Origin of the sequence: Prevotella disiens (genome assembly GCF_900454955.1) — a bacterium.
In the GTDB taxonomy this organism is placed as follows: Bacteria; Bacteroidota; Bacteroidia; order Bacteroidales; family Bacteroidaceae; genus Prevotella; species Prevotella disiens.
On the sequence record NZ_UGTL01000002.1, the window covers coordinates 265,568 to 291,172 of the forward strand.

Annotated in this window: 25 protein-coding genes and 3 tRNA genes; 18 read left to right on the top strand and 10 right to left on the bottom strand. The window is 38.9% G+C overall.

Going from position 1 to position 25,605, the window contains the following annotated elements:
- Nucleotides 1–188 precede the first annotated feature (188 nt).
- The 4 genes from DYI03_RS13510 to DYI03_RS11625 all read left to right on the top strand — a co-directional run bounded on the left by DYI03_RS13510 (nt 189) and on the right by DYI03_RS11625 (nt 3,649).
- Nucleotides 189–362, top strand: coding sequence for a hypothetical protein (locus tag DYI03_RS13510; protein ID WP_021668344.1), 174 nt, complete (start codon nt 189–191; stop codon nt 360–362).
- A gap of 89 nt (nt 363–451) precedes the next feature.
- Complete coding sequence (locus DYI03_RS11610) at nt 452–2,599, top strand: M3 family metallopeptidase (protein ID WP_021668345.1); 2,148 nt, start codon at nt 452–454, stop codon at nt 2,597–2,599.
- 492 nt (nt 2,600–3,091) lie between these two features.
- Nucleotides 3,092–3,168 (top strand) — tRNA-Arg (locus DYI03_RS11620).
- A 16-nt stretch (nt 3,169–3,184) separates the two neighbouring features.
- Complete coding sequence (locus DYI03_RS11625; RefSeq protein ID WP_004355332.1) at nt 3,185–3,649, top strand: MaoC family dehydratase; 465 nt, start codon at nt 3,185–3,187, stop codon at nt 3,647–3,649.
- Between the two features lie 237 nt (nt 3,650–3,886).
- Here DYI03_RS11625 and DYI03_RS11630 read toward each other — a convergent pair.
- From DYI03_RS11630 to DYI03_RS11660, 7 genes are all read right to left on the bottom strand, one after another.
- A tRNA-Asp gene (locus DYI03_RS11630) sits at nt 3,887–3,960 on the bottom strand.
- A gap of 24 nt (nt 3,961–3,984) precedes the next feature.
- Nucleotides 3,985–4,058 (bottom strand) — tRNA-Asp (locus tag DYI03_RS11635).
- 86 nt (nt 4,059–4,144) lie between these two features.
- Nucleotides 4,145–4,654 (bottom strand): GNAT family N-acetyltransferase, encoded by a 510-nt coding sequence (locus DYI03_RS11640; protein WP_021668347.1) that lies wholly within the window; start codon nt 4,652–4,654, stop codon nt 4,145–4,147.
- Nucleotides 4,654–5,850 carry a glycosyltransferase family 2 protein gene (locus tag DYI03_RS11645; protein WP_021668348.1) on the bottom strand — a complete coding sequence of 399 codons (1,197 nt, stop codon included), beginning with the start codon at nt 5,848–5,850 and terminating at the stop codon, nt 4,654–4,656. The genes DYI03_RS11640 and DYI03_RS11645 overlap by 1 nt, the downstream gene beginning before the upstream one ends.
- On the bottom strand, nt 5,847–6,308 hold the full coding sequence (locus DYI03_RS11650) for a hypothetical protein (RefSeq protein WP_025064507.1): 462 nt from the start codon (nt 6,306–6,308) through the stop codon (nt 5,847–5,849). Before DYI03_RS11650 ends, DYI03_RS11645 begins: the two co-directional genes overlap by 4 nt.
- A gap of 5 nt (nt 6,309–6,313) precedes the next feature.
- Complete coding sequence (recR, locus tag DYI03_RS11655; protein ID WP_021668351.1) at nt 6,314–6,922, bottom strand: recombination mediator RecR; 609 nt, start codon at nt 6,920–6,922, stop codon at nt 6,314–6,316.
- A 20-nt stretch (nt 6,923–6,942) separates the two neighbouring features.
- On the bottom strand, nt 6,943–7,437 hold the full coding sequence (locus DYI03_RS11660; protein WP_025064506.1) for a membrane protein: 495 nt from the start codon (nt 7,435–7,437) through the stop codon (nt 6,943–6,945).
- A 255-nt stretch (nt 7,438–7,692) separates the two neighbouring features.
- Between DYI03_RS11660 and DYI03_RS11665 the strand changes: the two genes are divergently transcribed.
- Nucleotides 7,693–9,390, top strand: a complete 1,698-nt coding sequence (locus DYI03_RS11665; protein WP_021668353.1) for a glycoside hydrolase family 10 protein — start codon at nt 7,693–7,695, stop codon at nt 9,388–9,390.
- Between the two features lie 94 nt (nt 9,391–9,484).
- Here DYI03_RS11665 and DYI03_RS11670 read toward each other — a convergent pair whose 3' ends face one another.
- Both DYI03_RS11670 and rlmD read right to left on the bottom strand, forming a co-directional pair.
- Complete coding sequence (locus DYI03_RS11670) at nt 9,485–9,985, bottom strand: Lrp/AsnC family transcriptional regulator (protein WP_021668354.1); 501 nt, start codon at nt 9,983–9,985, stop codon at nt 9,485–9,487.
- Between the two features lie 158 nt (nt 9,986–10,143).
- A complete protein-coding gene (gene rlmD, locus DYI03_RS11675) occupies nt 10,144–11,568 on the bottom strand; it encodes a 23S rRNA (uracil(1939)-C(5))-methyltransferase RlmD (RefSeq protein ID WP_021668355.1) in 1,425 nt (474 codons plus the stop codon).
- 274 nt (nt 11,569–11,842) lie between these two features.
- On the opposite strand from rlmD, the gene DYI03_RS11680 reads away from it, so the two are divergent.
- The 8 genes from DYI03_RS11680 (at nt 11,843) to DYI03_RS11715 (ending at nt 20,681) form a co-directional block, all read left to right on the top strand.
- Nucleotides 11,843–12,829 carry an HU domain-containing protein gene (locus DYI03_RS11680; RefSeq protein WP_021668357.1) on the top strand — a complete coding sequence of 329 codons (987 nt, stop codon included), beginning with the start codon at nt 11,843–11,845 and terminating at the stop codon, nt 12,827–12,829.
- Nucleotides 12,830–12,840: 11 nt separating this feature from the next.
- Nucleotides 12,841–13,368, top strand: a complete 528-nt coding sequence (locus tag DYI03_RS11685; RefSeq protein ID WP_004355286.1) for an FHA domain-containing protein — start codon at nt 12,841–12,843, stop codon at nt 13,366–13,368.
- Between the two features lie 12 nt (nt 13,369–13,380).
- Nucleotides 13,381–13,848, top strand: a complete 468-nt coding sequence (locus DYI03_RS11690) for a hypothetical protein (RefSeq protein WP_021668358.1) — start codon at nt 13,381–13,383, stop codon at nt 13,846–13,848.
- A gap of 217 nt (nt 13,849–14,065) precedes the next feature.
- Nucleotides 14,066–14,845 (top strand): cell division ATP-binding protein FtsE, encoded by a 780-nt coding sequence (locus DYI03_RS11695; RefSeq protein WP_021668360.1) that lies wholly within the window; start codon nt 14,066–14,068, stop codon nt 14,843–14,845.
- Nucleotides 14,846–14,851: 6 nt separating this feature from the next.
- The gene (locus DYI03_RS11700; RefSeq protein ID WP_021668361.1) at nt 14,852–16,165 is read left to right on the top strand and encodes an aspartate kinase; all 1,314 of its coding nucleotides are present in this window, start codon (nt 14,852–14,854) and stop codon (nt 16,163–16,165) included.
- An 11-nt stretch (nt 16,166–16,176) separates the two neighbouring features.
- On the top strand, nt 16,177–17,484 hold the full coding sequence (locus DYI03_RS11705) for a glycosyltransferase (RefSeq protein ID WP_021668362.1): 1,308 nt from the start codon (nt 16,177–16,179) through the stop codon (nt 17,482–17,484).
- Nucleotides 17,484–18,647 (top strand): glycosyltransferase, encoded by a 1,164-nt coding sequence (locus tag DYI03_RS11710; protein WP_021668363.1) that lies wholly within the window; start codon nt 17,484–17,486, stop codon nt 18,645–18,647. Before DYI03_RS11705 ends, DYI03_RS11710 begins: the two co-directional genes overlap by 1 nt.
- Nucleotides 18,648–18,671: 24 nt before the next feature.
- A complete protein-coding gene (locus DYI03_RS11715; RefSeq protein ID WP_021668364.1) occupies nt 18,672–20,681 on the top strand; it encodes a fructose-bisphosphatase class III in 2,010 nt (669 codons plus the stop codon).
- A 132-nt stretch (nt 20,682–20,813) separates the two neighbouring features.
- Here DYI03_RS11715 and DYI03_RS11720 read toward each other — a convergent pair whose 3' ends face one another.
- On the bottom strand, nt 20,814–21,035 hold the full coding sequence (locus tag DYI03_RS11720) for a hypothetical protein (RefSeq protein WP_021668365.1): 222 nt from the start codon (nt 21,033–21,035) through the stop codon (nt 20,814–20,816).
- Between the two features lie 353 nt (nt 21,036–21,388).
- On the opposite strand from DYI03_RS11720, the gene DYI03_RS11725 reads away from it, so the two are divergent.
- The 5 genes from DYI03_RS11725 to serS all read left to right on the top strand — a co-directional run bounded on the left by DYI03_RS11725 (nt 21,389) and on the right by serS (nt 25,563).
- Nucleotides 21,389–22,954 (top strand): acyl-CoA carboxylase subunit beta, encoded by a 1,566-nt coding sequence (locus DYI03_RS11725; protein ID WP_021668366.1) that lies wholly within the window; start codon nt 21,389–21,391, stop codon nt 22,952–22,954.
- Between the two features lie 28 nt (nt 22,955–22,982).
- Nucleotides 22,983–23,132, top strand: coding sequence for a hypothetical protein (locus DYI03_RS13515; RefSeq protein WP_004355379.1), 150 nt, complete (start codon nt 22,983–22,985; stop codon nt 23,130–23,132).
- Nucleotides 23,133–23,138: 6 nt separating this feature from the next.
- The gene (locus DYI03_RS11730; protein WP_004355351.1) at nt 23,139–23,567 is read left to right on the top strand and encodes a biotin/lipoyl-containing protein; all 429 of its coding nucleotides are present in this window, start codon (nt 23,139–23,141) and stop codon (nt 23,565–23,567) included.
- 116 nt (nt 23,568–23,683) lie between these two features.
- On the top strand, nt 23,684–24,139 hold the full coding sequence (locus tag DYI03_RS11735; protein WP_147287684.1) for a hypothetical protein: 456 nt from the start codon (nt 23,684–23,686) through the stop codon (nt 24,137–24,139).
- A 134-nt stretch (nt 24,140–24,273) separates the two neighbouring features.
- Nucleotides 24,274–25,563 carry a serine--tRNA ligase gene (serS, locus tag DYI03_RS11740; RefSeq protein WP_004355417.1) on the top strand — a complete coding sequence of 430 codons (1,290 nt, stop codon included), beginning with the start codon at nt 24,274–24,276 and terminating at the stop codon, nt 25,561–25,563.
- Nucleotides 25,564–25,605 lie beyond the last annotated feature (42 nt).

Genomic DNA, 25,605 nt, shown 5'->3' on the forward strand with positions numbered 1-25,605 from the left:
AGGCAAAAGTATTTATGGGAAAATCTATTTTCAATTGATTCGGTTTCGCTTTTTTTGCTGGTCTGTAATTTATCTTCTATATTTGCACGATAAAACGAATTAAAAATAAAATATATAAACGATACTGCGCGCCGTCAAGATAGGTTGATGGACGAACAAAAGGTTTTGGATTTATTGGAAAATGAAGCATGTCAGTAGATGAAACCTTGCGTATGACTTCGCAAGAAACCTATTTAAAAGCACAGAACCCTTTTCTTTTGTGCAGAAAACGATTTGGCTTGAAACTAAAAGTAGAGGCAAATAAAGTTAATTTTTCAGAAACCTATCGCCATTTAATATTTATTGGTTATTTTTGTTGGTGACTTTTTCAATGCTTTATTAAAGTATAAAATCATTGTTAACGCAACTTGCTAAAATAGAGTCGAATAATTATAAAATAAAATAAAAACTTATGAAGAACAATTTTAAAAGAACTTTCCTCGTTGCGGGATTAGCCTGCGCTACACTTGTGGCTACAGCAGCCATTGCGCCAAAGGGAAAGAAAGGTAAATCTGCGTATTCAAATCCATTGATGCAGAAGAGTCCATTACCATTTGGAGCTCCTGATTTCAGCAAAATCAAAGGCGAACACTATCTACCAGCTATTCAAGCAGGAATAGCAGAGCAACGTGCTGAAATTAAAAGAATTGTTACAAACAAGCAAAAGCCAACTTTCCAAAATACAATTTTGGCTTATGAAAAGAGTGGCTTGTTACTTGACCGTGTGAAAAATGTATTTTTCGGTGTTACAGAAGCGCATAAGACTCCAGATATAGAAGCTGCTGAAAAGGCTATCATACCATTATTGACCGACTTTGAGAATGAAATTTCGTTCAATCAAAAATTCTTCGAACGTGTAAAATACGTTTACGACCACGAGTACAATACACTTAAAGGCGAAGATAAAGTGTTGTTGAAGGAAATTTACAATGGTTTCGTACGTTCAGGCGCATTGCTTCCAAAAGACAAAATGGAACGCATGAAACAAATCAACAACCGCATTGCACAGTTGCAACAAGACTTTGGCAACATGCTTCCAAAGGCGGCCGCAGCAGCAACTATATGGGTTAGCGATGTGAACGAACTCGCTGGATTGAACGAAGCAGACATTGCACAATGCAAAAAAGACGCAGAAAGTCGTGGCGCAAAAGCTCCTTACTGCATCGTTATCACCAATACTACCCAACAACCTATCCTTGCAAGTTTAGACAACCGCCAATTGCGCGAACGTGTATGGAATGCTTCTATCCATCGTGCCGACGGAACCAACACCTACAACACTTTCCCATTTGCCGTAGAGATTGCTAAACTTCGTGCTGAAAAGGCTGAACTCATGGGTTATAAGAACGCTGCCGAATATGGATTAGACAACGTAATGGCAAAAACTCCTGCAAAGGCATACGCTTTCCTCAAGCAACTCATCAAAGAATACCAACCAAAGGCAGAAGCAGAAACAAAAGCCATTGAAGAATATGCACAAAAAACACAAGGTGCCGACTTCAAACTTCAACCATACGACCGCTTCTACTATTCTGCAAAGATGAAAAAAGACCAATACAACTTCTCTGATGAAGAAACAAAACCTTATTTCAACATCGATTCAGTGCTTATAAATGGTATTTTCTACGCTGCAAATAAAGTTTACGGACTCACTTTCAAAGAACGCCACGACCTTCCTACCTATCACCCTGATATGAAAGTCTTCGACGTTATCGACAATAACGGAAAGCAACTCGCTATCTTATATTGCGACTACTTCCGCCGTCCAACAAAACGCGGTGGTGCATGGATGAGCGCATTTGCTAAACAAAGCGGTTTGCGCCAACAATTGCCTATCATTTACAACGTATGCAACTACGCAAAAGCACCACAAGGACAACCTACACTCGTAACATGGGACGAAGTAACAACCATGTTCCACGAGTTTGGACACGCCCTCCACGGAATGCTTTCTAACTGCTATTACAACACATTGAGCGGTACTTCCGTAGCACGCGACTTCGTGGAAATGCCATCACAGTTCAACGAAACTTTCGCAAGCGTTCCTGAAGTGTTCAATCATTACGCTAAGCATTACAAAACAAACGAACCAATGCCAGCAGAATTGCGCGACAAGATGTTGAATTCTATCAATTTCCAAGCAGCATACGCTCTCGGCGAAAACCTTGCAGCTACTTGCCTTGATATGGCATGGCACATGCTCGGTTCAAAGGACATTCCTACAGCCGACAAAGCACAAGAGTTTGAAACAAAAGTATTGAGCGAAATCGGTTTGTTGAACGCTCAAATCCCTCCACGCTACTCAACTTCTTACTTCAATCACATATGGGGTGGCGGTTACGCAGCAGGCTACTACAGCTACCTTTGGTCTGAAGTACTGGCAGTAAACATTGCTGACTACTTTGCAAAGAATGGTTTCTTGAACCGCAAGGTGGGCGACGACTTCCGTAACAAGATTCTTAGCCGTGGTAATACGAAAGATTTAATGGAAATCTTCACAGACTTCACAGGTCTTAAAGCCCCAGATGCAGCAGGATTGCTCAAATCACGTGGCTTGTAAGCAACAATTCATACAATCAACAAAACAAAAAAGCTCGACAATAGTCGGGCTTTTTTGTTGCCTTTCCCCTCCACTCAAAACACGAAAGCACACGAAAAAAATGGAAAACACGCCCCATAATTTTGCCAATTCCAAACTTTCCCGTAACTTTGCATAAGATATAGCTGCACTCGACAAATTGAAAGTAAACTTTCTTTGTCCTCGTTGGCAATATCTTTGCATAAGATATAACTGCACTCGACAAATTGAAAATAAACTTTCTTTGTCCTCGTTGGCAATATCTTTGCATAAGATATAACTGTCAGCAAATCGGTGTAGGGGCGGAATTTATTCCGTTCCTCTCAACAAACCAGTAACGCAAAAATATCTGCAAATCGGTGTAGGAGCATGATTTTTCGCAAGTTCAACAACTCGTATCACGTTTCCTTACAAGCAAAACAGACTTTTTGAGATACATTATATAAAATATAGCGACACGAACGTTGCATTTTTGGCTCCGTAGCTTAGCTGAATAGAGCGCAGGATTCCGGTTCCTGAGGTCATGGGTTTGAATCCCATCGGAGTCACCATAAAAAACTAAGAAAAATGGGAAAACTCATCGTTAATAATTATGACGAACTTGCTTCGTATTTAGGGCAGAAATTGGGCGAAAGCCAGTGGGTAGAAGTAAACCAAGAACGCATCAATCTTTTTGCAGATGCCACCCTCGACCATCAATGGATACACGTTGATGCCGAGAGAGCAGCCGTTGAAAGCCCTTATAAAAGTACAATTGCACATGGTTACCTCACCCTCTCGTTGTTGCCACACATGTGGAACGAAATCATTGAAGTGAACAATTTAAAGATGATGGTAAACTATGGAATGGAAAAAATGCGCTTTGGTCGTCCCGTTCTCGTTGGTTCCAAATTGCGCCTTGTAGCATCGTTGCATTCCATTGAAAATCTTCGTGGCACTTGCAAAGCAGGTATAAAATTCCAAATCGAAATAGAAGGCGAGCGCAAACCAGCCTTAGAAGGCATAGCCACCTTCCTTTATTATTTCGAGTAAATACTTTGGTCGATTCTTCAATCCACAAAAAAAATAAAAACAATAGGTTTTAGCGTTCAAAACCTATTGTTTTTGCTTTCAAAATAGCCTATTTTATTTAGCTTTACCAACTTTGGATATTCGCATAGTCCTGAAAAAACGAAGTGGGATAAAACAAAAAATATCATAACTTCGAGAAGCTATGATATTTATGCTATTCTTTAAAATTCTCTGACATGATTTTCAGAGTACTTGAAGCGGTGCGTACGAGACTCGAACTCGTGACCTCCTGCGTGACAGGCAGGCATTCTAACCAACTGAACTAACGCACCAATGTGCTTGAAGAATAGTAGTTGCGGTGCGTACGAGACTCGAACTCGTGACCTCCTGCGTGACAGGCAGGCATTCTAACCAACTGAACTAACGCACCAATATTGCTTGCGCTAACTACTTTTCTGTTTAGCGAGTGCAAAGATAGTAATTTTATTTGTATCCGCCAAAAAGTTTCTCGCTTTTTTACAAAAAAAATTGCATTACATAGGCGTCATGGAATTGTCCGTTTTCAAAGAACCAATCTTTCAATTGTGCATTTTTCTGAAAACCAATTGATTCCAAACATTTTAGAGAATTTGTGTTGTGAACATCAATGTAAGCGTAAATTTGCAACAGGTGTAGGTATTCTCTTGAATGGCGTATGATTTTTTCAACTGCACTGCGTGCATATCCTTTGCCTCGATGCTCGTTTAAGATGATAATTCCAAGTTCTGCTCTTTGGTGTTTGGAATCAAAATTGACTAAATCTAAGATTCCAACACTCACATTGTCTTGGTTTTCGATGATGAGTCGAACCTGTCCGTCTGCAAAAATATCGTTTTTGGCATTTGCAATATAATCTCTTAAAACGTAACGACTGTATGGAACATTGGTTGTACTAACGTTCCATAGTTGTTCGTCATTTTCTATTTTATAAAGCAAATCAAGGTCTTCGGGCTCCATTGCTCGAAGGCGAACTTCTTTTTTATCCATTATTCTAATATTTCTTCTGACGTAATGATGCAGTTGGCACGCTTGTTATACGTTCCTATAAATACGTTCTTTATCGGTTTTTGAGCGAATAATTCTAACACTTCGCTGTAATTATAAGCGTCAATATCGTAAACGATGTAATTGATTCTATCGGAATCTATCAAATCAATATGGTCGTGATGTCCTTTGGGAAGGTTGTTTTTGTTTCCTATTACAAAGGTTGCTTGCAGTCCTCGCCTATTAGCTATTTGCTTGCAACGTTCTATATTTTTTTCATTTCCAATGAAAATAAAGTTTCGGTCAATCCGCTTTGCAGGGTGGAATAAGCCCAAAGCTCTTTCCGATTTTTCGCAAAACATACTGATTAACGATAAGGTCGCTTTCAAATAGATAGCTATTTTAATGGGGATACTGAGTAGAAAACTCATGCTTTCATAATGCTTTTTAAAGAAAATAAGCATGGCATCATAGAACACATGGACGTATTTAAAGCTAGTTTTTTGGGTACTTTCGCCTTTGTAATGCAATATATTTACAGGCAAATACCAATTTTCGAAACCACCTTTTAATATTCTATAACTCAAATCAATATCCTCGCCATACATGAAAAACGTTTCGTCTAACAAGCCAATTTCATCTAAAACCTTGCGGCGCAAGAGGCAAAAAGCTCCACTTATCACTTCCATTTTGCCTGGTTCGTCCCACGACATTGTACTCATATAGTAGTGTCCAAATTTTTTATGCTGTGGATAACGTTTGCAAAGTCCTATTATTTTATAGAATGCTACCATTGGAGAGGGGAAACCACGGCGACTTTCCATTGCAGCTTTGCCACTTGTTTCTAACATTCTGACACCTACCCCACCCGTTTTTGGGTGTTGCTCCATGAAATCTAAGGCTTCTTTTATCGTGGTTTCAGCAACAAAAGTATCTGGATTTAATAGTAAAACATATTCTCCCGTAGTTTGTTTAATAGCCAAATTATTCGCTCTTGCAAATCCGAGATTATGTAATGAGGAGATACATCTTACCATTGGGAAACGCTGTTCGATATGTTCTACGGAACCATCTTTGGAATGATTGTCTACCACAACCACCTCAGCATCAATGCCATGAATAGCTTTTTCAACACTTAACAGGCATTGTTCCAAATAAAATTTTACGTTATAATTGACAATTATAATACTTAATTTCATGCGTTTGGTTGGGTTTCCTCGTTTGTTGCTTCGTTGTTCATCTTTCGTTCGCTATCGCATCTTGATTTTGAAGGATAGATAAAAAATAGACTAATGAGCAGAATTAAAGCCAAATAAAAGTATCCAACTTCTTCGCCATAGATGTAATACAGCAAAATATTGATGATAGTTGGAACACAAAGCAGAGCCATACGAACACTGCCCCACACCAAAAAACCTTTCGTAGACAGTTTGTTTGTAATATTTCGTTCAATGTTTTTGATTTTAAATAGGTACAAAGCAAATGGAATGGTCATCAAAGTGAGGAACTGCATGACAAATTGCATGTAAATCAAGCTATTGCTTCCCACCAAAGTTCCTGCCAATATCATGTTTGTTTCGAATAAAACCAATATTAAAACCATGATTGACAAGTAGCCATAGAGTTGGAATAAAAGTGTCTTTCTTGTTTGTTCCATAAATTTTAATCATTCATTATTGTTCGGTTGGCAATACTTCTTCCCAAAGTTACCTCATCGGTATATTCCAATTCATCGCCTACAGAAATGCCTCGGGCAATGATTGAAATCGTAATATCGTATTCTTTTAGCTTTCGAGAGATATAAAAATTGGTTGTATCGCCTTCCATTGTACTGGCTAAGGCTAAAATAACCTCTTTTATACCCCCACTTTTTACTCTTTCCACCAAAGATTCTATTTCCAAATTATTGGGTCCTACCCCGTCAATTGGCGAAATAATTCCTCCTAAGACATGATATAAGCCATTAAATTGCTGGGTATTCTCAATGGCAAGTACGTCTTGAACATTTTCTACCACGCAAATTGTGGAACTATCGCGCCGTGGATTTGCACAAATAGCACATGTATCAGTGTCGGAAATATTATGACAAACATGACAATATTTTATATCATGGCGCATCGTTGAAATGGTTTCAGTAAAGACATCAACCTCTTCTTTCGACTCACGCAATAGATGTAAAACAAAGCGCAAAGCTGTTTTTCGTCCTACCCCTGGCAGTTTAGCAAACTCGCCAACTGCCTTTTCAAGCAATTGGGACGGAAATTGTTGCATGATTGGTTGTTATCTTTAAATTAATCGTCAAAAAGATAAATACCCAAACCTATTTTAAGTCCAACTGTTGAATAATCTGCGTCTTTGAAAGAATGATTATAATAAACAGCAGGCTCAACGGTTACGGAACGATTAATAAAGAAAGCGTATCCAATTTCAGCCCCTGGCATGAAGTCATTATAATCATGATTGGCATGCAAAAACTTGCAATTTGCACCAAGATACAAACCATTTTGAGTAATATAATAACGTCCACCAGCACCAAGAGAGATATGGTCAGCCACCGCTTCAGAACCATTATGCTCAAAACTTACGTCAGCCAACAACATGATATTGTCCCATGCCAAATAGCCAGCCTTTGCTTCTAATCCGATATTAAACTTATTTTGTGCATTATAATGCAAATCTAATCCTGTAAGCGATGCTCCGAGGTAACCTTTGCCTTGTTGAAATTGAGCATGTATGCCTAATGACAACATCAAACTTAGAATAAGAAGGATATTTTTTTTATTCATCATGAAAAATTTTTATGTTTATTTTTACTTAATATCAATTACATTTTGTGTCCAATATTGCTTGCTTATATGTTTTTCTGCCTGTCTGAGGCTCAAAAAATAAAGGTTTGGCAAATTGGATTTTATTGTTCAATTGGCTTATTCAATGACAAAGGTAAAAGAAATATTTGAATTACGAAAATTATTGCCTATCTTTGTAACTTAATTGCAAATGAGTTAACGCTCTTGTTGCCTTTAAACAAGAATTAAATCGGTATGAAATTTAGAATAGCTACATTATTATTTTTTAGTTGGTTCACATTATATTGCTCAGCGCAAAACAATGTTTTTTTCAGCAATTGGGACACTACTCCCCTTCAAAAATATGAAACTCGTGCCGTTTGGCTTACTACTTTGGGCAATCTTGATTGGCCTAAGACTTTGGCAAATTCTGACGAATCACGAGAAGAACAAAAGCGTGAACTCATCGAAATACTCGATAAATATGCTGCTGCGAACATTAATACCGTAATCTTACAAACGCGTGTGCGTGCTGCAACTATCTATCCTTCGAACATAGAGCCGTGGGATAAATGTTTAACAGGCAGAGAAAATGGCAATCCTGGCTACGACCCTTTGGCATTTGCAGTGGAAGAATGCCATAAACGAGGTATGGAAATTCATGCTTGGTTGGCAGCTATTCCTGTTGGTTCTTACAGTTCTTTGGGTTGCAAGCTATTGAAACAAAAAGGTTTTAAGATTAGAAGATTTTCTTCTGGGGCGTATATCAACCCTGCTGACCCCAATATTGCGAATTATTTAGGCGAGATTTGTGCTGAAATTACAAGCAATTACGACATTGACGGCATCAATTTAGATTATATTCGTTACCCCGATAAGTGGCCACGCCCAAGCTATCGAAACGGAGATACGCCCGATGAACGTCGTGCAAACATCACTGCAATTGTCAGAGAAATCAATCGCCGAGTAAAAGCAATAAAGCCTTGGATTAAAATATCGTGTTCGCCCATTGGCAAATACGCTGATTTAACGAATTATTCTTCAAAGAATTACAATGCACGCGACCGTGTTTCGCAAGAAGCACAAGCGTGGATTAAGCAAGGAATCATGGACCAACTCTATCCTATGCAATATTTCCGTAGCGATAATTATTATCCTTTTTGCGCCGATTGGGTAGAAAATTCAAATGGCAGAGATATGATTACAGGGTTAGGAACTTATTTTCTTGACCCTCGCCAAGGCAACTGGACGCTCAGCGAAATCACTCGTCAGATGTATGTTAGCCGTTCTTTAGGTATGGGACATGCCCATTTCCGTTCTAAATTTCTATTAGATAACAACCAAGGAATTTACAATTTCGAAAAGCGATTTAATGCAATTCCTACCCTCACTCCACCCATGACATGGGAAAAAACAACGAAACCTCAAAAGCCATATTACGCTGAAGGCACATCGCTTGTATCCTCAATCGGCAGCGATGGAACAAAAACCATTTCATGGAAAGGTTCTTCACCTTATTATAATATATACATGAGCAGCACCTATCCTGTTGATACGAAAGACCCACGCAACCTTGTTACAGCAAGATTTGTAGGTAATTCGTTTGTCCACGAGGCTGCTGGGAACAATTATTATGCCATTACAGCAATGGACAGATTTGGCAATGAGAGCGAAGCCTTGCAAAGTTCTTTCAAAAAAGCAAAGGTAGAAAGCAAACTTTTAAAACTGAAAAAGAAACAAATTGAACTTCCTGAATGGTTGAAAGACATGGATATAGATTATTATCTTATCACGTCCATGCAAGGAAATGCCATTAAAAAAGTTTATTATACAAAGAATCAGCATTTGAAAATCAATGTTGCAGATTTGAAGAATGGTACTTATCAAATTTATGCCCATTCTGCCAAACGCAAAGTCTTGCACTCAATAGGCTACTTCTTCGTTAAACGATAAAACAATTCAAGCACCTTTTCTATTTTAAATAGCTTTTGCTATCAATAGAATAAGGTGCTTGAATTTTATTTTTACCTTTTTTATCCTGCCTTATTTAATCTTCATCTTCTTCCTCCTCTGTTTCTTCCGTTGGGAAATCAATGATAGGAAGCGGACGGTCAATCACTGCATTGTATGAAATAAGACTCACACTTCTTGAAAGTCCTAATACTTGAAGCTTATCATGTATGATAGTTAAAAGGTGATGATTGTTATGAGCATAAACTTTGATGAACAAATCATACTCACCAGTTGTGTAATGACATTCCACTATCTCTGGAATTTTCTTCAAAGCTTCTACAGCTTCATCGAAATTTTCTGGGTTTTTCAAATTTAATCCCATGTAAGCGCAGGTTTCAAAACCTATCTTTTCTGGGTCAATAACGAATTGTGAACCTTTTAAAACCCCTAAATTTGTAAGCTTCTGAATTCTTTGATGGATTGCTGCACCACTAACTTTACATTCACGTGCTACTTCCAAAAATGGAATACGTGCATCTTCTGCTATAAGACAAAGTATCTTTTTGTCTAATTTATCTAAACCTCTATGTGCCATTTATTTTGAAGAATAATTTTTGACAAAGGTACAATAAAATTTCTTTATTTCCAATATTTTTTTCATAACAAGTTTTAAATTGAAACATTATTTTATTTTTCCTTTATTTTAAAGATAATAAAATGTTCTATTTTTCCTTGAATATATGACTTTTTTCTTTATCTTTCTTCTAACAGAACTACGTTTTCCACATGTGGAGTATGGGGAAACATATCGACAGGTTGTACTGCAACGACACGATAATCAGGGGATAACAATGCCAAATCTCTTGCTTGTGTAGCTGGATTACAGCTCACATAAACGATGCGTTTTGGGTGTGCTTTCAATATCACATCAATAACATCGTTGTGCATTCCTGCGCGAGGTGGGTCGGTAATGATAACATCTGGGCGACCGTGTTGTTTCACAAAGTCGTCTGTCAGAATGTCTTTCATATCGCCAGCATAAAACAATGTGTTGTCGATTTCGTTGATTTCTGAATTTATTTTAGCATCTTCGATAGCTTCAGGAACATACTCTATACCAACAACTTGCTTGGCTTGCTTGGCAACAAAGTTGGCTATGGTTCCCGTACCTGTATAAAGGTCGTAAACAAGTTCTTTGCCTGTCAATCCAGCAAATGCTCGTGCCACACTATATAAGTGGTAGGCTTGGTCGGTATTGGTTTGATAGAAACTCTTTGGTCCCACTTTGAACTTCAAATCTTCCATGAGTTCAAAGATGTGGTCGTTACCTTTATATACGGTTAAGTCCAAATCGTTGAAAGTATCGTTGCCTTTTTGATTATCAACATAGAGCAAAGCCGTGATTTCAGGGAATTGTTCTGCAACATGGTTCATCAACGCCATGGCACGCATCTCGTCGCCTTCTTCATCGTAATGGAACTGAATTAAAACCATCCATTCGCCCGTATTGGAATTGCGCATCATGATATCACGCAAAAGTCCGTGCTGTTCACGAATATCAAAAAAGGTCATTCCTGTTGCTAAAGCGAAGTCTCGGATAGCATTTCTCACCTTATTACAGAAATCGTCCATAAGGAAACATTTCTCAATAGGATAAATTTTATCGAATGCGCCTGTTATATGGAAGCCGATAGCACCTTGGTTTAAGCCTGCATCTTCGGGCAATTCTGCCAATTCTTCCTTGGTGTACCAACGTTTATTAGAGCAACCAAATTCGAGTTTGTTGCGATATTCTTCTGTTTTTGCTGACCCCATAATCGGCGAAATTTCTGGTAAGTCGATTTTACCGATGCGTGTCAATTGGTCAATCACTTGCTGATGCTTTGCTTTTAATTGCTCTTCGTAAGGCAAATTTTGCCATTTACACCCGCCACAAATGCCAAAATGCGAACATTTTGGGGTAATTCGGAGAGAACTTTCTTTCACCATTTTTATTACAGTAGCTTCCGAATAGCTACGATGCTTTTTGCGAACTTGCAAGTCTACAATATCACCTGGCACGACAAAAGGTACAAAAACAACCATGTCGTCTACATGGGCTACGCATTTACCTTCTGCGGCTACTGCCTCAATCTCAACATTCTCCAATATTGGTAATGGTTTCTTCTTTCTGCTCATTGTATTTTATTTGCTGCAAAGTTAATTATTTTTTTCAACAATAAAACGATTATTTTTGAGAAGTGGTTGTTTCGAATCATAAAATAGGCTGTTTTGAAGTGCAAAACCCATTGTTTTTGATTTTAAAACAGCCTATTAAGAAAATGGAACAAAATATCATTTTGATAAAAGTAGGTGTTTAAACCATGAATTTGGTGCGCCACTTTCTGCATCTGCACTACTTTTTAAAATTTAGATTTGGTTTTTACGAATAAAAGCATTAATTTTGCAAACGATGTTCAAACTCGACCGACATATTGAGATTCTTTTATTGGAAAATGATTGTGTCATTGTCCCTGGACTTGGTGGCTTTGTTGCCCACCACGCTGAGGCTTCGTATGACGAAAATGATGCCCTCTTTCTCCCTCCCTACCGCACTTTAGGCTTCAATCCAGTGTTGCAGATGAACGATTCTCTGTTGGTTCAATCTTACATTGAGGCTTACGATTTAAGTTACCCTGCTGCAATGAGCGAAATTGAGGCAGAAGTGGAAACCATACAACGCAATTTGGAAGTGAATGGCGAAATTATTTTGAATGGTTTAGGCACGTTGCATAACGACAAAGAAGGGAAAATAACATTTGAACCTTACGAAGCGGGCATATTAACCCCTGAATTTTATGGGTTAAGTAGCTTTGAACTGAACAAGATTAAAGCCACCAAAGAAGTTGAAAAACAGGACGTTGCATCAATAGAAGACACCGAAACGCAGAAGCCAAGAGCAATATATATTGACATAAACAATGAAGGTGAAAAGCGATTAAACGTTAGTTTAAAAGCAGTGAAAGACCTTGCTGTGGCGGCTGTGCTACTCTCGGCAATTTTTGTCGTAGGCTTTACTTCTGAAAGACAAAATAATTTGGCAAATCATGAAGTAAAAAGTGGCATGTTTTACAACATTTTCGATTCAAACGATGTAAGCCAATCAGCCCAACAAACAAAGGTGCAAACAATAAAAGCCACCCCTAAGAAAATTGAAAATAAAGCCGAACATTATTGGACATTAGTCTTGGCAAGCCATGTAACAGAAGATAATGCTAACGATTTTATAGCAAACTTAAAGAGCGAAGGCTATGCCCAAGCACATTTATATATGGGCAAAAGCAGCACAAAAGTGTTGTATGGCAATTATAAATCAGCCCAACAAGCGGTAGAGAACTTGAATAAATTAAGAGAAAACCGCAATTTCAAACAAGCATGGGTGCTTGAAATAGGTAAGTAAACCTGATAAATATGAAAAGAGTACGCTGTCCTAAATGTAAGAAATTTCTTACTTTTGACGAAACAAAATATCAAGATGGACAACGTCTTGACTTTGAATGCCCAAGCTGCGGAAAGCAGTTCGGAATAAGAATAGGTGTTTCCAAAGCTAAAAAAATGGCTCAAACAGAGCAAAAAGAAGAACAGAAAGAGGAAACAGAAAGCATCTATGGCACCCTACACGTCATTGAAAACGTGTTCCATTACAAGCATATTATCCCGTTACAAATGGGCGATAACGTCATTGGACGATACATGAAAGGCAATCCAATCAATTGTCCAATACAAACAGACGACCCAAGTATGGACATGACACACTGCATTTTGAACGTGTCAAAAGACAAAAACGGAAAAATAAAATACATTTTACGCGACGGACCATCATACACTGGGACATTCGTTGACAATGAAATTCTTGCTGATAACGAACGAAGAGTGATAGAAAATGGCACGCTTTTCACCATCGGAGCAACAAGTATAATCCTTAATACAGGTGAATAATATGATTTCATAATGGGCAAAAACGTTTTCTTTATAGCCGCCTTACTGCTTTCTCTTTCGGCAAATGCGCAAAGAAAAGGCACAATCTTAAACATGGAAGACGGAATACCAATAAGAGAAGTAACCATCTACACCAACAATAAACAAACCGTTTTTACCAATTATAAAGGCGAATTTTACATACCAAAAGCCTTCACCAGCGTTACAATTGTAAAGGCTGGATTTGTCAGTCGTACACTAAATTTGTACGAAATGCCTGATACCATTGAACTTTTACCCAAATTTAATACCCTTGACGAGGTCATTATTTGGGGAAAGAAAAACCGCTTTTCAAAAAATGCCAAAGTGAAAATTGAACCATGGCTATACAATCTTCCTAAAACAGGATTTAGTTTCGACTTCTCTACCCTATTCAACAATCGCAAAAAGCTCAATAAGCAATTGAAAGAAAAGCACGATGAAATTATAAATTCGTACTAATCTTTACAATTCTTTTCCTTTATTGACTCCCTAAATCAAAAGTTTTTTAGTAACTTTGCGAAATAATAGATTAGAAAACATATTTAAAGAGATTTCATTTCGAAAACCTTTATCTTCACTTTCTAATTCTATATCGAATGAGCATGCCAATATCCTTTCGTAAAAGTATGGTTGGCAAGGCTAAAAAGACAATAGAAATTTCAAAAAACGAGCAAAGATGTTGATAGATTATCATAAAGTTAGCATTTACCAAGACGATAAACTGGTTTTAGAAGACGTTGATTTCCAAGCCGAAGAAGGCGAATTTATATACATAATCGGGAAAGTTGGTTCGGGAAAAAGTTCTTTATTAAAAACGATTTATTGCGAACTCGACATTTGTAAAGAAGATGCCGAAAAAGCAGAAGTATTAGGCGAAACGCTCATCAATATGAAACGCAAGAACGTTCCTGCACTAAGAAAGCAAATGGGCATCATCTTTCAAGACTTTCAACTGCTCCATGACAGAACAGTTGTGAAGAATCTTGACTTCGTACTAAAAGCAACGGGTTGGAAAGAGAAAGAAGCACGCATGAAACGCATTGAAGACGTGCTGGAAGACGTGGGCATGACCGATAAAAAAGACAAAATGCCAAGCGAACTTTCGGGTGGTGAGCAACAACGCATTGCCATTGCACGCGCTTTACTCAATCGCCCGAAAATCATCATTGCCGATGAACCAACAGGAAACCTTGACCCTGAAACAGCAACCAACATTGTCAGCATCTTAAAACAAGCATCAAAAGACGGTGCAACCATCGTGATGTCCACCCATAACATACACATTCTTGACCAATTTCCAGGGAAAGTTTATAGATGTAAAGACGGAAAATTTATCCCAATTACCAACGATGATGACACGAAAGATTTGGAAGAATCAAGCGAAACTATTGATTTCGTTGACGACGACGAAGTAATTACTGAAGCAACACCGATAGAAGAAACAACAAACAGTTAAAGAAATATGATTGTAATGAAGTTTGGAGGCACCTCAGTAGGGTCGCCAGAAAGAATGAAAGAAGTTGCCAACTTGGTTACAAAGTCGGGCAATCCAACGTTTGTTGTACTCTCTGCAATGAGTGGAACAACCAATACTTTAATCGAAGTATCTGATTATCTTTACAAAAAGAACCACGAAGGAGCAAACGATGTGCTGAATAAATTGGAACAAAAGTATTTAGAACATATCGAAAAGCTCTATTCTACGGAAGAATACAAAGCAAAAACGCACGAATTTCTGACCAAAGAATTTGCTTTTTTACGCTCGTTTACCAATGATATATTCACTTCTTTTGAAGAAAAAAACATCGTTGCACAAGGCGAAGTCATTTCAACCAACATGGTTGTCAATTACTTGGAGGAAAAAGGCATAAAGGCAAAGTTGCTCAATGCACTCGATTTTATGCGAACCGACAAGAATGCAGAACCTGATTTGGGCTATATCAAAGAAAAATTGCAAGCGATAATGGCTCAAAATGCCGATTATCAAATCTATATTACACAAGGTTTTGTATGCAAAAATGCCTACGGAGAAGTAGACAATCTACAACGTGGCGGCTCTGATTACACCGCTTCGCTCGTTGGTGCAGCACTCCAAGCTGAGGAAATTCAGATATGGACCGACATTGACGGAATGCATAACAACGACCCACGCATTGTGGATAACACCGAAGCGGTGCGACAATTAAACTTTGAAGAGGCGTCAGAATTGGCTTATTTCGGTGCTAAAATTCTTCACCCGACTTGTGTTCAACCAGCAAAATACGCTGGAATACCTGTCAGATTAAAGAATACAATGGAACCAGATGCCGATGGTACAATCATCAACAATATCATGCAGCAAGGTAAAATCAAAGCCATTGCAGCAAAAGATAATATCACTGTCATCAAAGTACGCTCTACTCGCATGTTAGGTTCGCCAGGTTTCCTTCGAAAAGTATTCGAGGTTTTTGAAAGTTACCAAGTATGTATCGACCTCATTGCCACGAGTGAAGTTGGGGTTTCGGTTACAATTGAGGACGATTCCCACTTACAAGAAATTGTAGACGAACTGAAAGTTTTTGGAACCATTACCATTGATAGCGACATGTGCATTGTATGCGTGGTCGGCGACTTAGCTTGGAAAAATATTGGCTTTGAAACCAAGGCAGCAGATGCGCTCAAAGATATTCCAGTACGTATGATAAGCTATGGCGGAAGCAACTATAACATTTCATTTTTGATTAAGGGTGAAGACAAAAAACATGCCCTTCAATCCTTATCGGCAGTGCTTTTCTAACAAATTTCCAAATGTTTATATTAGATACATACACGATTGTTGGTTCAGCAATACTGCTTTTCGTAGCGTTGCTAACATCTTTTATAAATCCATTCTTTCGAAAACCAAAAGTTTCGAAACCCTTTGGCAACGATATTGCCCATGATTTTCATGAAGAAAATATCGAAAATGAAACAGAAACAGAGAATAGAGAAATAGAAATAGAGAATATAGAAGCAGAAACAGCGGATATAGAAGCGCAAAAAAATACTAAAAAATTGGAGAACAGCACTGTTTCGGCTAATAAAGAAGTGCAAAATAAAATTCCATCTCCTCCCATTTCGCTCATTTTCACCCCCAATGACAGGGCTGCAGCATTCTCAAAAAACATTGAAAAGTACCTGAATCAAGACTACCCCAACTATGAAATCATAGTAGTTGTGCCGCAAGATGATACGGAAACGCAAGACATTTTGAAAACGTATGCCAACAATCCACGCCTTTATACGACCTTTATTCCTACTTCATCAAAGTACATGAGCAGGAAAAAACTCGCTATAACCTTAGGCGTTAAAGCGGCAAAATACGATTGGTTGTTAATGTGTGACATCTTTTGTGCGCCACAATCCGACCAATGGTTGGCAACTTTGGCACGCAATTGTACCGATGATGTAAACCTTGTTGCAGGATATACAACATACGAAGAAGGCACTTCCGACTTTTGGAGGTTTGAGCATTTCCTCACTTCTTGTTATCTTATGCGTGCCGCACAACGTGGTATCGCCTATCGTTGGAACTCTAAAACGTTGCTTTTCAAGAAAGATGATTTCATTAAAGCAGAAGGATTTCGGGGCAATCTCAAATATATTAGAGGCGAATACGACTTTCTCGTCAATAAATACGCTGCAAAACATTCTACCATTGTGGAAAATTCATGGAGCGGAATATTGGTAGAAGAAGAACCAATCTATAAACATTGGATTAACAACCACCTTTTCTATATGGAAAATAGGAAACATCTTAGCCGAAATTTTGCCCACCGTGCTTTGTTCAACCTTGACCAAATAGCCTTGCATCTTAACTATCTAATGATTCTTGCAGGCTTGGTTTATTCCATTTTGACACAGAATTTAATCCTCATTATAGCCGCTTGCTTGGCACTAATTTTAACGCTTTCCATAAGAATAGCAATTGGTAAAAAGGCACTTACAACCTTTAACGAAGAAATTCCGTCATGGAAAATTATTCCATTTGAGTTGCGAATTATTTGGCAAAACTTAGGTTATAAGATAAAATACTGGCGAGCTGACAAATACGACTTTATCTCTCATAAATTATAATGCGCATACTGCACCTTACATACAAGGCAAACAAAGGAAACGTCATCACTGATTACATTTCCACATTGGTTGAAAATCAAAAGCAACAATCAATGGAAGTCGCTGTGGCTTATTCTGAAAAAGAATTTAATAAGATGTTTGCTACGTTTCAACCCGATATTGTTCATATTCATAAATGCTGGGATTTAAACACTTATTTGTGTGCAAAAAAAGCAATTAACAAGGGCTGCGCTCTCCTACTTTCCCCTCATGGCGAGTTATTTCAATTTGCTATGGAAAGCGAAAAGGCGGTAAGAAAAGACATCAAACGCATTACTTACCAACAAAAAATGGTGCAATTGGTTGATGCACTATTGGTTTTCAGCGAGAAAGAGAAGCACGATGTAGAAAAATTAAAATGGAATAATCGCATCGACATCGTTCCTTCTTGTCTGTTTAATAGTAATATTTCGGCTCAAGAAATGGCTGAAAAAGTCATTTTAATCTATACGAAAATCATTCATACCCGTTATAGAAAGTATATGACGACGGCTGAATTCCAATCTATTTGTACACTTTTGCACAAAGGATTGCAGCAAGACGAAAATTATAAGATTATTCCTACCGACCGATTGCTGGAACTTCACAATTTGACACCGCAGCAATGGCAACGCATATTCCTATTTGCTGACGATGAAAATATCCGAAATTACATCGACATTGGCATCAGTTTATTGAAATTATCACCCACAAATATTGATTCGCAGAGCATACTTCGCTACCCAGCCTATATGCCAAAAACAAAAGAAACACTCAATAAAAAAGAAGCAATCACTACTAACTACTTCTCCAGAGAACGCATTGAGAACGCTAATGAACGAGAAGAAGAACCTATAAAGTCCATCACTTTCATGATGGCAAATGCTAAATTCTTGTCCCAACAAAAGCGTTTGAGTCTGCAACATCTATCGGAAATCTATCTCATGATAAGGTTTGAAGACTACGATGAAGACCAACTCGCAGCGGTTTTAAAGCAAATGCACCTCTTAAAATTTGGTCAACGCATGATGCAAATCCTCACCAAAAACCTATTTTTAGAGCGCGGTTACACGCCATTTCCGCCCATTGACGACAAGAAAACATTGAACATTATAAAAAACTTCATTAATAAAGAAGAGTACTAATCACAATTTATTAAGCAATTGACTATGACAAGCAAAACTTATGATTTGAAAAAAGACGAGCGCTACCTGCAATTGCTCTCGCAGTCGTTCCCAACAATTGCCGACGCAAGTACTGAAATCATCAACTTGCAAGCTATTTTGAATTTGCCAAAGGGTACAGAACATTTCTTGGCAGATATTCATGGTGAACACGAAGCATTTCAACATGTATTGAAAAATGCCTCAGGAAACATTAAAAGAAAAGTAAACGACCTCTTTGGCAACACTTTGCGTGAGTCAGAAAAGCGCGACCTATGCACATTGATTTACTATCCAGAGCAAAAACTCGAATTAGTAAAGCAAGAAGAGAAAGAGTTGGACGATTGGTATCATATCCAAATCCACCGCTTAGTAAAGATTTGCAGAGATGTATCGAGCAAATATACAAGGTCGAAAGTGCGCAAATCGCTCCCTGTTGATTTCTCTTATATTATTCAGGAACTATTGCATGAAAATTCAAACGACAAGGATAAAACTGATTATGTAAGTGCGATTACCTCGACAATCATATCAACTGGTCGTGCCGATGACTTTATTGAAACCATCTGTAACGTCATTCAGCGCCTTGCAATCGACCACTTACACATCATGGGCGATATCTATGACCGTGGCCCTGGAGCCCATGCTGTAATGGATACTCTCAAGAATTACCATACATGGGACATTACTTGGGGCAACCATGACATCTTATGGATGGGTGCATGTGCAGGTAATAACGCTTGTATTTGTAATGTAATTCGCATTGCTTTGCGCTACGACAACATGGATACTATCGAAGATGGCTACGGAATAAACCTGATGCAGTTGGCTACTTTCGCAATGGAAACCTACAAAAATGACCCATGTGCCGAGTTTATGCCAAAGATTATGCAACCCGATGCCATAGACGAAAAGAGCATACAACTGATAGCCCAGATGCACAAAGCCATTAGTATTATTCAGTTCAAGGTGGAATCGCAAATGATAAAGAAGTATCCACATTGGAAAATGGATGGTCGTTTGCTCTACGACAAGATAGATTACAAAAAGGGAACAATAAAGATTGACGGAAAAGAATACCAACTAACATCATGCAATTTCCCTACTATCGACCCCAAAAATCCTGACGTTCTCACACCCGAGGAGCAGGCTTTAATGGAAAAGCTACACCATAACTTCACCGTAAGCGAAAAGTTGCGTGAACATATCCTTCTCCTATTGCGACACGGCTGTATGTATAAAGTTGTGAACAATAATTTGCTCTATCATGCTTCCATTCCTTTAAACGAAGACGGCACATTGCGCGAGGTAGAAATTACACCGAAAAAAATTGCAAAAGGCAAGGATTTACTCAATAAAATAGGTACGATTATTCGCAGAGCTTTCCAAAATAATGGTGCAGAATGCGACAAGGATATGCAATATGCCACCGACTACTTCCTTTATCTATGGTGTGGTCCAAACAGTCCTTTGTTCGACAAGCACGCCATGACTACTTTTGAACGCTATTTCCTCAAAGAAAAAGAAACCCACCACGAGGAAAAAGGCTTCTATTTTAAGTTCCGTGAACGTGAAGACATCGCAGACACTATCATGGAAGAGTTCGGAGTAAATTCTGCAAAAGGTCATATCATCAACGGACACGTTCCCGTACACGTTAATAAAGGCGAAAGTCCTATCAAAGCCAACGGCAAACTAATGGTGATTGATGGCGGATTTTCACAAGCCTACCACAAGGAAACAGGTATCGCAGGCTACACTTTGGTTTACCACTCTCGTGGCTTCGAACTTGTTCAACACGAGCCTTTTTCCTCAGAAGAAGACGCTATCAAACGTGGTATCGACATTGTCGGCACAACACAGATTGTAGAATTGAACGAAAAGCGTTTGAAAGTGGCTGACATGGATAAGGGTACAGAGTTGAAAATGCAAATCGAAGCACTCCAAGAACTGCTCTATGCCTACCGACATGGCTTCCTTTCTGAAAGCGAAAAGAAGAATCCTCCAAAACTTTAAAGGATAAAGGATAAATAGTTAATATTTAGCTATTCATAAAAACCTATTGTTTTGAAAACGAAAATAGCCTGTTTTGACGTTCAAAACAGGCTATTTCTGATTTCCATTATGCCAACCACCGTCAAATCCGACCTATAAAGGTGAACTGCAACTCCTGTAAAGCTCGGTAATACTCTTCTTCAAACATTTCGGCAAACTATCCTCGATTACTTTGCCCTGCGAGTCGCCCTCATACAGCACCATGCCGTTAAGCAACTTCACCATGTTCAGCACCTCACGGTGGGTTGTCCAATAGAGCAGCATTGCCAAGGGATTGAAAAGTTTTATTCCTTTTCGGGTGGCAGAAAAACCCATGTGAGCTATCTACAATCCATCACTCCATTTTCTTGCTTTATCAATCTCTTCCCTAAATAATATAATTGCTTCAATTTTGCTGTTTGATAATGATTTATCGAATCAAGCAACAATGAAAAGTAAGTGCTGGTACTTGGAAGACTGCACAAAAGTGAAAATTGAGAATGAAACAGGAACACGCTCCGTAGTTTCAAGTATTCATGACAAAGCTAATTTTTAGAAACCACCTTAACAAACTTTAAAGTGCCGTGCGTATATAAGTAGAATCTTTTTCGTATTTTTGCATCGGAAAAATTAGATAATTTATATTTCCAATTGATTAAAAGACTTTTATAAGATAAAAATAAACATATATGAGTAAACAAACAGAAAAAATCAAGGAACTCGTAGTGAAAAGAGAGCAAGCTCGCTTGGGTGGCGGTGAAAAAGCTATCGAAAAGCAGCATGCACGCGGTAAATATACTGCACGCGAGCGCATTGACATGTTGGTAGACAAAGGTAGTTTTGAAGAATACGATATGTTTAAACTTCACCGTTGCCATAACTTTGGCATGGAGAAGAAACAATATTTTGGCGATGGTGTGGTAGCTGGTTCAGCTACAATCGACGGTCGTCTCGTTTATGTTTACGCTCAAGACTTTACCGTAAATGGTGGTTCGTTGTCAGAAACGATGGCACAAAAGATTTGCAAAATCATGGATATGGCTATGACAAACGGCGCCCCTGTAATTTGCATGAACGACTCTGGTGGTGCTCGTATCCAAGAAGGTATCACCTCTTTGGCAGGCTATGCAGAGATTTTTGAACGCAATATTCTTGCTTCAGGTGTCGTTCCACAGATTTCAAGCATTCTCGGCCCTTGTGCTGGTGGTGCTGTTTACTCTCCTGCCCTCACCGACTTCATCATCATGAAGGAGGACACCAGTTACATGTTCCTTACAGGTCCAAAGGTGGTAAAGACTGTAACAGGCGAAGATATTGACGCTGAAGGACTCGGAGGCGCAAGCGTTCACGCAACAAAGAGCGGTGTAACAGGTTTCACAGCCAAGACAGAAGAAGACGCAATGGAAATCATTAAGACATTGCTTTCTTACATTCCTTCTAACAATCGTGAAGAAGCACCACGCATAGAATGCACCGACCCAATCGACCGCAAGGAAGATTTATTGAACGAAATTATCCCTGACGACCCAAATCAGGCTTACGATATGTATAAGGTTATCAAGGCGGTAACCGATAATGGTGAGTTCTTCGAAGTGCAACCTAAGTTTGCTAAGAACATCATCACAGGTTTTGCACGTTTCAACGGACAAAGTGTTGGTATCGTAGCCAACCAACCTGCTGCTTACGCAGGTGTGCTCGATGCTAATGCAAGCCGCAAGGGCGCACGTTTCGTTCGTTTCTGCGATGCTTTCAACATTCCAATCGTTTCATTGGTAGACGTTCCTGGATTCCTTCCTGGTACAGGTCAAGAGTACAATGCAGTTATTTTGCATGGTGCTCAGTTGCTTTACGCTTATGGCGAAGCCACTGTTCCAAAGATTACCATTACCCTTCGCAAGAGCTATGGTGGTTCTCACATCGTTATGGGCTGCAAGCAATTGCGCTCAGACCTTAACTTTGCATGGCCAAGTTCAGAGATTGCCGTGATGGGTGCATCGGGTGCTGTTGCCGTTCTCTGCGGTAAAGAAGCCAAAGCAGTGAAGGAAGCAGGTGGCGATGTGAAGCAATTCCTCGCTGAAAAGGAAGAAGAGTACACAGAGAAGTTTGCAAATCCATACGAAGCAGCCCAATATGGCTACATCGATGATGTGATTGAACCTCGCAATACTCGTTTCCGCATCTGCCGTGGATTGGCACAATTGGCAAACAAAAAGCAAGATTTGCCAGCTAAGAAGCATGGTTGCATGCCAATGTAATTAGGGTATCATCAATAAAAATAAGATAATGAGCGATAATAAATATGCGGCTATTGCCATGGCGCTCTACGAGTTTGCAGGCAATAACGTTCACGACATCGAATCAGGTATCATCACTATCAAACCAAAGCAAACCCTTTGGAATGCTAAGTTTGAAATTATGACCAAGAAACCATAAGGCAAAATGAAAGAATTTAAATATACAATAGACGGCAAAGAATACAAGGTCGAAATTGGAAATATCAGCGAAGACAACATTGCTGAAGTATCTGTAAATGGCGAAGCGTTTAAAGTGCAAATGGAAAAGCCTGCCGAACCTGAAAAGAAAAAGGTTGAATTGGGTAAACCTGTAGCTGAAAACGAATCAGAAGGTGCAGTTTCAGCTGCCAATGTAAACACTTCAAACGCTATTAAAGCCCCACTTCCTGGCACCATTACATCAATCGAAGTAACTGTTGGTCAAGAAGTGAAGGCAGGCGACACTGTTCTTGTGTTGGAAGCAATGAAAATGCAGAACAATATCGAAGCTGAAAAAGACGGTAAAGTTACCGCTATCATTGTGAAAGTAGGTCAAGCAGTGCTTGAAGACGAACCAATGGTGGTGATAGAGTAACCTTCTATCAAAAGATTTCAAGGAGTTAAACCCTTTATATTTGAATCATCAAATGATAAAGCGGTTTAACTCTTTTTATTTTCCACTATGCTTCCCCCCCTCACAACATGGCTTTTGTGTCTTTTTATAAACAACATTGGGTGCTAACGCTCCTTTATAATATCGGGATATTATTTCTTTTATTTCAAATATATTCCTTCTTCCTCGTCCCCACCCACGAAGTTACAGGCGGACCAGGCGATGCCATAACAGGATTTGTGTTTGTCATCGTGTTTCTTATGGCTAATGGCTTCATGGTCTTGTGTGATTTATTGCTCCATTATTGGTGTCGGACGATAAAAATTAGGTTGTCGGGCATTGCCACAACCTTTGTTTTTTGGCTCATCGCTACCCTTAAATTTTCATTAGAAACGCATAAAGAATTCGGAAGTTATCTTTACGACTCATTAGGCGAAGTCATTGGAGAAACTATCGGTTGGAATGATTGGGTAGACTTTTCTCTATTTTGTTCCTATATCGCCGCTTATTTCGTCATTGCCATCATTTTGGGACACCTATTGTTCAAAAGATAGAATTAGAACCGCTTGTAAATTCTCATAAAAGATGAATACCTGCACAAAAATAAATTACTCTATTATTTCATTGCAAATAAAATATTTTTTGTAACTTTGTTGTCAGAATATATAAAACAAATAATCGAAGACATATGCTTACATTAAAGCTCATCAGTGAGGAAACTGAACGTGTCATCAAAGGCTTAGAGAAGAAGCACTTCGCAGGTGCTAAAGAAGCCATTGACAAGGTTTTAGAATTTGATAAAACTCGTCGTGAATGCCAACAAAAGTTGGATAGCAACAAGCAACAACAAAACCAATTGTCGAAACAAATTGGTGGATTGATGAAAGAAGGCAAGAAGGACGAAGCAAACGAAATAAAAAACAAAGTTGCAGCGCTGAAAGTGGCGGACAAAACTTTGCAAGAAGAAATGGAAAAGGCACAAAACGATATGACAGAAGTGCTTTTAACCATTCCTAATATTGCCAATGACGATGTGCCAGAAGGCAAAGATGCAAGCCAAAATGTCATTGTAAAAGAAGGTGGAACAAAGCCTACATTTGAAGGAGAAGCCTTGTGCCACTGGGATTTATGCAAGCAATACAACCTTGTAGACTTCGACCTCGGTGTTAAAATCACAGGCGCAGGATTCCCTATCTACATTGGTAAAATGGCTCGTTTCCAACGTGCCTTAGAAGCATTCTTCTTGGAAGAAGCACGCAAGAGCGGATATTTGGAAGTGCAACCTCCATTGCTCGTCAATCAAGCATCAGGTTTAGGAACAGGACAGTTGCCTGACAAAGAAGGTCAGATGTATCATGTACAAGCCGATGACCTCTATTTGATTCCAACAGCCGAGGTGCCTGTAACAAATATCTTCCGTGATGAAATTCTTGACGAAAAGGAATTGCCTATCAAACGTTGCGCCTACTCTTCTTGTTTCCGCCGTGAAGCAGGTAGTTATGGAAAAGATGTGCGTGGATTGAACCGCTTGCACCAATTCGATAAAGTAGAAATTGTGCGCATCGATACCCCACAACATTCATACGAATCGCTCAACGAAATGCTCGAACACGTTGAAAGCTTATTGCAAAAATTAGAATTGCCTTACCACATCCTCCGCCTTTGCGGTGGCGATATGAGTTTCACCTCTGCCATTTGCTACGACTTTGAGGTGTGGAGTGCAGCCCAAAAACGTTGGTTGGAGGTTAGTTCGGTGTCAAACTTTGAAAGCTATCAAGCCAACCGCTTGCATTGTCGCTACCGTAAGGCAGAAGATAAAAAGATTGAACTATGCCATACGCTCAATGGTTCAGCCCTCGCCTTGCCTCGCATCGTAGCCGCTATCATCGAAAACAACCAAACACCAGAAGGTATCCGTGTGCCAAAAGCACTCGTTCCTTACTGTGGCTTTGAAATGTTAGACGATAAGAATTTCTAATCTAAACTTAAAAAAAGAACAAAAGAGTAGGTTTTGAATTGC

Bases quoted from the DNA above. Each gene is read 5' to 3' on its own strand.
- DYI03_RS13510 (WP_021668344.1), top strand. From the start codon at position 189: ATGTCAGTAGATGAAACCTTGCGTATGACTTCGCAAGAAACCTATTTA.
- DYI03_RS11610 (WP_021668345.1), top strand. From the start codon at position 452: ATGAAGAACAATTTTAAAAGAACTTTCCTCGTTGCGGGATTAGCCTGC.
- DYI03_RS11625 (WP_004355332.1), top strand. From the start codon at position 3,185: ATGGGAAAACTCATCGTTAATAATTATGACGAACTTGCTTCGTATTTA.
- DYI03_RS11640 (WP_021668347.1), bottom strand. From the start codon at position 4,654: ATGGATAAAAAAGAAGTTCGCCTTCGAGCAATGGAGCCCGAAGACCTT.
- DYI03_RS11645 (WP_021668348.1), bottom strand. From the start codon at position 5,850: ATGAAATTAAGTATTATAATTGTCAATTATAACGTAAAATTTTATTTG.
- DYI03_RS11650 (WP_025064507.1), bottom strand. From the start codon at position 6,308: ATGGAACAAACAAGAAAGACACTTTTATTCCAACTCTATGGCTACTTG.
- recR (WP_021668351.1), bottom strand. From the start codon at position 6,922: ATGCAACAATTTCCGTCCCAATTGCTTGAAAAGGCAGTTGGCGAGTTT.
- DYI03_RS11660 (WP_025064506.1), bottom strand. From the start codon at position 7,437: ATGAATAAAAAAAATATCCTTCTTATTCTAAGTTTGATGTTGTCATTA.
- DYI03_RS11665 (WP_021668353.1), top strand. From the start codon at position 7,693: ATGAAATTTAGAATAGCTACATTATTATTTTTTAGTTGGTTCACATTA.
- DYI03_RS11670 (WP_021668354.1), bottom strand. From the start codon at position 9,985: ATGGCACATAGAGGTTTAGATAAATTAGACAAAAAGATACTTTGTCTT.
- rlmD (WP_021668355.1), bottom strand. From the start codon at position 11,568: ATGAGCAGAAAGAAGAAACCATTACCAATATTGGAGAATGTTGAGATT.
- DYI03_RS11680 (WP_021668357.1), top strand. From the start codon at position 11,843: ATGTTCAAACTCGACCGACATATTGAGATTCTTTTATTGGAAAATGAT.
- DYI03_RS11685 (WP_004355286.1), top strand. From the start codon at position 12,841: ATGAAAAGAGTACGCTGTCCTAAATGTAAGAAATTTCTTACTTTTGAC.
- DYI03_RS11690 (WP_021668358.1), top strand. From the start codon at position 13,381: ATGGGCAAAAACGTTTTCTTTATAGCCGCCTTACTGCTTTCTCTTTCG.
- DYI03_RS11695 (WP_021668360.1), top strand. From the start codon at position 14,066: ATGTTGATAGATTATCATAAAGTTAGCATTTACCAAGACGATAAACTG.
- DYI03_RS11700 (WP_021668361.1), top strand. From the start codon at position 14,852: ATGATTGTAATGAAGTTTGGAGGCACCTCAGTAGGGTCGCCAGAAAGA.
- DYI03_RS11705 (WP_021668362.1), top strand. From the start codon at position 16,177: ATGTTTATATTAGATACATACACGATTGTTGGTTCAGCAATACTGCTT.
- DYI03_RS11710 (WP_021668363.1), top strand. From the start codon at position 17,484: ATGCGCATACTGCACCTTACATACAAGGCAAACAAAGGAAACGTCATC.
- DYI03_RS11715 (WP_021668364.1), top strand. From the start codon at position 18,672: ATGACAAGCAAAACTTATGATTTGAAAAAAGACGAGCGCTACCTGCAA.
- DYI03_RS11720 (WP_021668365.1), bottom strand. From the start codon at position 21,035: ATGGGTTTTTCTGCCACCCGAAAAGGAATAAAACTTTTCAATCCCTTG.
- DYI03_RS11725 (WP_021668366.1), top strand. From the start codon at position 21,389: ATGAGTAAACAAACAGAAAAAATCAAGGAACTCGTAGTGAAAAGAGAG.
- DYI03_RS13515 (WP_004355379.1), top strand. From the start codon at position 22,983: ATGAGCGATAATAAATATGCGGCTATTGCCATGGCGCTCTACGAGTTT.
- DYI03_RS11730 (WP_004355351.1), top strand. From the start codon at position 23,139: ATGAAAGAATTTAAATATACAATAGACGGCAAAGAATACAAGGTCGAA.
- serS (WP_004355417.1), top strand. From the start codon at position 24,274: ATGCTTACATTAAAGCTCATCAGTGAGGAAACTGAACGTGTCATCAAA.